The following is a 4414-nucleotide window of genomic DNA, read 5'->3' as shown; positions in this document are numbered from 1 at the left end:
GGCCCTGTTCCTCAGCCGGGATCGGCTGAAAAAGCTGAGCTTCACCGAACAGGAAGCGGCCGGGCGCGAAGTCTCGACCCGCCGCTCCGCGCTGCTGGCCGATACCAGCACCCGCTCCCTGGCCCAGGCCGACGTCCAGATGAAGCAGGCCGAGGAACTGAACTCGACCGCCGACAGCCTGCAATCGGCACTCGGCAACGCCGAAACCGTCCAGGACCGCCTCCACGTCATAGCTCAGACCGAGATCGCCCAAACCCGGGCCATGGCGGCCCAGACCCAGCTCCTTGCCCAGATGCTGAAGCTTCAGTCCGCCGTCGCGATCAAGGCCGGACTTGCCCCCGACAGCGTCGGCGAGATCACGGAGGCCAAGGAATGAGAAATATTAGTTTAAAAGCGAAAGAACTTATCTCTAAATTTCCGCGCGGCCCAAACGGCAATAACATTATCATAATGCTTATCAAAAATCATTCCTTCAGCAACATGAGAGCCACCTATGGGGCCGCCTCTGTTTTCTTTTTATTTTCTTTTATTTTTCCCTTTCCAAAAATTAGCTCGAAAAATCCAAGAATTATAATGTACAGAAATACAGAAGCTAAAGAAGACCAAAAAAATCCAATTTTTTCGTAAAAATTAAAAACAACAATTGCAACAAACCAAACAAAGCCGATCGTCGTTCTTAATAAAAAGATAAATATAATATAAGGTAGCACTGTAGAAACAAGCTTAATTAATTTATCTTTTATAATTGAAGAAGCTTCTTCAATCGAAGAATTTCCAAATAAACTATCTGCAAAGGCAGATCCTGATAAAAAAACAATGGAGATTAAAATGACAAATCCTAAAGACCTTTCAAACACCTGTTTCACCTGCGCGCCGTTGGAAAAGTACGTCGGCCTGACCGAGGACTTCGTCGATCGACTGGGCGACGTGCTGCACGATCCGATGCTCATTCTGTTTACCTCCTTGTCTGGGCTGTGGATCGTCCTGGCCGGCACGAAGCTGCATTTCCAAATGACGACTTTTAATAAAATATTTGAGGAGTTTGTATTCGTAAGTATAACTGGCCTCATTTTGGGTAGTCAAGGTGCGGGCCTTATTTCATATGTCTATAGCTCTGCTATCTCCATTATGGGTGCTGCCAGTGCATCCGTATTTTCCCTAGCTGCCGACAGTCAGAGCACCGGCCAGAGCGGGCTGATGGCTTTGGCGGCAGAAGGCGAAAAGGCGGCGGCGAAGGTGATCCAGGCGGCGTCGGCGATCGCCCGCGCCGGATCGGCGATGCAACTCCAGAACTATCTCTATGCCGCGATCCTGGTGCTGCCCTATTTGCTGCTGGTGGTGGCCTATTCGACCCAAGTCGTCGTCGCGATCTTCCGCGCCACGATGGTCGGGGTGTTCGCGCCGTTCCTGTTCATGGCCTTCGCCTTTGGCTGGGGAAGGGGCATGGCGCAGTCGGGTGCGAAGACCCTGCTGGCCTCGATCCTGGTCCTGTTCGCCAGCACCGCTGCTTTGTCCCTGACCGTGTTCGGCGTCAGGGAATCGATACTTAATCCCGCAGATTTGACCGGCGACCGCATCAACGAGTTCGCCTCGATCACCAACCCGGAATTCCTGGTGGTGATGTTCCTGGGCTGGATGGGCACCGCCTTGCTGACCGAGGGCACGTCGATCGCCAATTCGATCGCCGGGACGATGCTGACCAATACCGCCAGCGGGATCATGACCGCCGGAATCAGCGGCAGCGCTATCGCCGCCGGGACCTTGGGGAAGCGCGCGGGCATCGCGGGCACGTTGGCGGCCAAGGACGCCGCCGGAGGCTGGGGAGCGCTCGGCCTGCTGCCGATCAAGGGCATGGCCGCCGTCACGGGGCCGGTCGCGGCCTCTGCCGCCGCCCTGGTCGAGAAATTCCAGAACATCAACAAGCCGGACAGCAAGGCCTGACGCCTTGCCGACCGCACGTCAACGGCAGGAGAGCGATCTCATGGATCAGACCATCGAGCCCAAAATCAGACCCTGGATCGTGTCCCCCTCGCGTTGGGGCAAGGGGACGAGAGCCAGCCTGAGAGTGGTCAGCCTGCTTTTGATGCTGGCGATTGTCTTGCTGCTGGAGGGGTGCGCGGGTCCGACCGAGTTGCAGAAGGACGGCAGCGGCACCGACGAGATGCTGAAATCGCCCTGCGCCTGCCTGCCGGTTCTCTATGACGGGCCGGACTTCGTCTGGGGGCGGGGATGAGAGCGCCCTGGCGGCTTCGCCCCGCCGGGCCTGCCCCGGTCGATCACGACCGGGTCCGCGCCGCCGATCCCTATGCCTTCGAATCGGCCCATCGCCGTCTCGCCTGGATGTTTCGGATCAGCGCGATGGTCAATGCCGGGCTGTGCGCCGTCGTGATCATCGAGGCGGCGGCGATCTCGGCGCTGGTGCCGGTGCAGAAGGTCCAGCTTGGCCTGGTCCGGATCGAGCCTGCGGGCGATCGCACCGTTCCGGTCGATCCCGCCTCGCTGGTCCGGGTGCTGCCGATCACCAAAGAGACCCCCGGCTTCGATCTGCTGATGGAAAGCTTCGTGCGGCGCTATGTCCGGGTGCTGCTGGAGATCGACAGCGTCTCCCAAGCCGACCGGATGCGCGAGGCCAACCTCCATTCCGACGCCGCGTGGTGGAAACAGTTCGCGTCCCGTCACAAGGAGATCGAGCGCGCGGTCGAAACCGGGCTCAACCGCTCGATCGCGGTCGAGAGCGCCGACCGGATCAGCTTCAAGGACGGGATCGGCCGCTATGCCGTCGATTTCGTCCAGACCGACGCCCGCGACGGCAAGCCGGTCGAGACACGGCGGCTGCGCGCCTATGTCGCGGTGACCGCGCGGCCCCACACCGTTCACCCCGCCGACAAGTTCGAGAACCCGCTGGGTCTGAAGGTGCTCGATCTCGCCCTCAAGGAAAGGGGAAATTCATGATCTCTCGCTCTGCTCTGGCGGCGGCGCTGCTGCTGTCGACCACGCCCGCTCTGGCTCAGACGCCGGTCAAGTCGCTGGCCCAGCCCTCGGTGCCGATGAGTCCGCCCGCGCCCGGCAAGGTGTCGTCCACGCCCGCGCTGTCGGCCTCGCCCTATCCGTCACCGCAACCGCAGCCCCAAATCGCGTCGATCCCGCCCGCGCCGCTGCCGGATTCGGCCTACCAACAGGCGGTCGATCAGGCCGAAGGCCGCTTCCCCGAGATGGACCGGGTGGGGGCCGGGGGCCAGATTCAAAACGCCTGGAATGAGTCCGAGCCGCGCCACGGGATCTATGCGACGCGGCTGTGCGAAGATTGCGTCTACAAGGTCCGCACCCGGGAATTCATGTCCACCACCCTGGTGCTGCCCGAGGATGCCGAGATCACCCAGATCGACCTGGGCGATGCCACCGGCTTCAAGGTCCAGGTCCGCGCCACCAACATGGTCGCGGTGCGCCCGGCGGCTTATGGCCTCGACACCAATCTCAACGTCTACACCAAGTCGGGCGCGGTCTATCCGTTCTATCTCCGCTCCGAGGGCTTCAACTCGGTCCATGTCCCCGATCTGATCGTCCGCATCTTGGGGCGCGAACGCCCCGAGGCGATCAAGCCGGTCGCCGCTGTAACCGCCTCGGCCAAGCCGGGTGATGCCGCCGGAAAGGCCGTTCACGACCTCGCCAACCCGAAGCCTGCCGAAGGTGATTTCGTCCGCACCATCGCCTTCGACCCGGCCAAGCTTCGGGGCTGGAAGGACTACCGCCTGTGGGGCGACGACGATCTGAAGCCCGAAGTGGTCTATCGCGACGACGTCTTCACCTACATCCGCTATGGCGACAAGTGGGACGGGATGGAGCTGTCCACCGCCTATGTCACCATCGACGGCATCGACGAGTTGGTCAATTCCCGGGTCCAGGGCAGCACCTTCATCGTCGAGAGCGTCAACCCGCTGATCACGCTCAAAAACGGCAAGAAGTTCCTCTGCCTCCAATACGGGGGCAAGTCCTGATGACCTGGCTGTGCGACCTGGCGCTCGCTGCCGGATTGACCCTGTCGGGCTCTTGCCCCGGGGCCGCTCCGGCACCCGATCCGCTGCCCGCCGACGATCCCGCCGTCTGGGCCTATAAGCCGCCCGCGCCGCCGCCTGCGCCAGCCCCGCCACCGGCCCCGGCCTTTCCCCCGGTGGTGATCGAGCGCGAAGTGGTCCGCGAGGTGGCGATCCCGGCCCCGGTCCAGGCTCCGCCGCCTGCGCCAGCACCGAAGAGTTTGGGTCCGGTCGAGCGCTCGGTCCAATCGGCCTATCGCAGCCGGTCGTTGGGGGCCGCCGCCTGGACCCCGCCTGAGCCGCTGCCGGTGTCGGTCGATGCGGCTTCGGCGCTGCGTCCGGCTCCGCTCGATCTGGGAATCGCTGCCAAGGACCCGGCCTAC

The 4414-nt window shown here is 61.8% G+C and carries 7 protein-coding genes and 1 pseudogene; 6 read left to right on the top strand and 2 right to left on the bottom strand.

Annotated features, from left to right (window positions below):
• Window positions 1-376, top strand: a 376-nt coding sequence (locus K678_RS19215; RefSeq protein ID WP_021133703.1) for a hypothetical protein, incomplete at its 5' end; no start/stop codon positions are given.
• Between the two features lie 115 nt (window positions 377-491).
• Here the strand turns inward: K678_RS19215 and K678_RS18850 are convergent.
• Both K678_RS18850 and K678_RS19635 read right to left on the bottom strand, forming a co-directional pair.
• The gene (locus K678_RS18850; RefSeq protein ID WP_155804596.1) at window positions 492-866 is read right to left on the bottom strand and encodes a hypothetical protein; all 375 of its coding nucleotides are present in this window, start codon (window positions 864-866) and stop codon (window positions 492-494) included.
• Window positions 850-1083, bottom strand: a complete 234-nt coding sequence (locus K678_RS19635; protein WP_231376284.1) for a hypothetical protein — start codon at window positions 1081-1083, stop codon at window positions 850-852. The genes K678_RS18850 and K678_RS19635 overlap by 17 nt, the downstream gene beginning before the upstream one ends.
• Between K678_RS19635 and K678_RS16935 the strand changes: the two genes are divergently transcribed.
• From K678_RS16935 to K678_RS19805, 5 genes and pseudogenes are all read left to right on the top strand, one after another.
• Complete coding sequence (locus K678_RS16935; protein WP_231376283.1) at window positions 1012-1941, top strand: type IV secretion system protein; 930 nt, start codon at window positions 1012-1014, stop codon at window positions 1939-1941. The genes K678_RS19635 and K678_RS16935 overlap by 72 nt on opposite strands.
• Before the next feature lie 40 nt (window positions 1942-1981).
• Entirely contained in the window at window positions 1982-2233 is a 252-nt protein-coding gene (locus K678_RS16930) for a hypothetical protein (RefSeq protein ID WP_021133701.1), read from the top strand.
• Window positions 2230-2952: a VirB8/TrbF family protein gene (locus tag K678_RS16925; RefSeq protein WP_021133700.1), complete on the top strand. Its 723-nt coding sequence runs from the start codon at window positions 2230-2232 to the stop codon at window positions 2950-2952. The genes K678_RS16930 and K678_RS16925 overlap by 4 nt, the downstream gene beginning before the upstream one ends.
• A complete protein-coding gene (locus K678_RS16920) occupies window positions 2949-3995 on the top strand; it encodes a TrbG/VirB9 family P-type conjugative transfer protein (RefSeq protein WP_021133699.1) in 1047 nt (348 codons plus the stop codon). The genes K678_RS16925 and K678_RS16920 overlap by 4 nt, the downstream gene beginning before the upstream one ends.
• Window positions 3995-4414: pseudogene (locus tag K678_RS19805) on the top strand (TrbI/VirB10 family protein); the annotation flags it as partial. The gene K678_RS16920 and the pseudogene K678_RS19805, both read left to right, overlap by 1 nt.

The organism is Magnetospirillum fulvum MGU-K5 (genome assembly GCF_000442515.1).
Lineage (GTDB): Bacteria > Pseudomonadota > Alphaproteobacteria > Rhodospirillales > Magnetospirillaceae > Phaeospirillum > Phaeospirillum fulvum_B.
The sequence above is the reverse complement of the archived record's forward strand: the minus strand, read 5'-3'. Positions and strand labels throughout refer to the sequence as shown.